This window comes from Kocuria rhizophila (genome assembly GCF_003667225.1).
GTDB classification, from domain to species: Bacteria; Actinomycetota; Actinomycetes; order Actinomycetales; family Micrococcaceae; genus Kocuria; species Kocuria rhizophila.
Window position 1 is genome coordinate 1 of record NZ_RCOM01000157.1, and the last position, 1,405, is coordinate 1,405.

The 1,405-nt window shown below is 65.2% G+C and carries 1 protein-coding gene; it reads left to right on the forward strand.

Annotated features, from left to right (window positions below):
* Window positions 1-1,397, forward strand: a 1,397-nt coding sequence (locus tag D9R02_RS11790; RefSeq protein ID WP_259463970.1) for an IS30 family transposase, incomplete at its 5' end; no start/stop codon positions are given.
* Window positions 1,398-1,405 lie beyond the last annotated feature (8 nt).

The window sequence follows — 1,405 nt, forward strand, 5'->3', positions numbered from 1 at the left end:
CGGGTGCGCGTCGACAGTGGCAAGCGGATCGGGCGATCAGACCGAAGCTGCGGTCGCCGGGGCATCCGAAGTACCGCCGGGATGTCGAGTCAGCGTTCTGGGATCAGATAGCGCTGGGATTGCTGGCAGAGGAAGCGGCTCGTGTCATCGGCGTGGCCCCTGCGGTCGCGACGCGCTGGTACCGCCAGCATGGTGGGATGCGCCCGTTCATGCCGCCGACGCCGTCAGGGCGTTACCTCAGCTTCACCGAGCGTGAAGAGATCGCGATTCTTGTCGCGAAAGGTCATGGTGTGCGGCAGATCGCGCGCACGATCGGCCGCGACCCAGGAACGATCTCGCGCGAGTTACGCCGAAACGCCGCGACACGGGGCCTCACGCGTGACTATCGCGCGTCGGTCGCGCAGTGGAAGGCCGACATGGCAGCGCGGCGGCCGAAGGAAGCCAAGCTCGTGGCGAACCCGCGGTTGCGCGAGTACGTTGAGCAACGACTCAGCGGCCACATCGTCGACGAGGACGGAAACGTCGTGGCCGGGCCGCCGGTAGAGAAATGGACGGGCCGTAACAAGCCACGCCGCAAGGACCGGGCGTGGGTGCGCGCGTGGAGCCCGGAGCAGATCAGTAGGCGCCTGCCCCTCGATTTCCCCGATGATGAGTCCATGCGCATCAGCCACGAGGCGATCTATCAATCCCTCTACATCCAAGGCCGAGGAGCGTTGAAACGTGAACTCATCTTGTGCCTGCGCACCGGGCGTGCGCTGCGCGCCCCGCGGGCGCGCGCGCAGCGCACGACGTGGGCGCACGTCACGCCCGAAGCGCTCATCAGTGAACGGCCTGCTGAAGCCGACGACCGTGCAGTGCCGGGCCATTGGGAGGGCGACTTGATCATCGGGCTGGAACGCTCCGCGATCGGCACGCTCGTGGAGCGCACCACCCGCTACACGATGCTCGTTCACCTGCCCCGCGAGGAAGGCTATCGGCACAAGGAATCAGTGAAAAATGGGCCGGCCCTGGCCGGGTACGGCGCGATCACGATGAAGAACGCGTTGTCGACGACGATGACACGTCTGCCGGTGGAGTTGACGCGTTCACTGACGTGGGACCGCGGCAAGGAAATGTCCGCGCACATAGCGTTTCGTGTCGAGACAGGCATCCCGGTGTTCTTCGCCGATCCGCACTCACCGTGGCAGCGCGGCACCAACGAGAACACGAACGGCCTGCTTCGTCAGTACTTCCCCAAGGGCACTGACCTGTCACGCTGGTCGGCACACGAGATCAACGCCGTGGCGCACACGCTGAACACTCGTCCACGCAAGAGCCTGGGGTGGAAGACACCTGCCGAGGCACTGAACGAGCAGCTAAAGTCTCTCCAAGAAGCCGGTGTTGCAACGACCAGTTGAATCCGGTC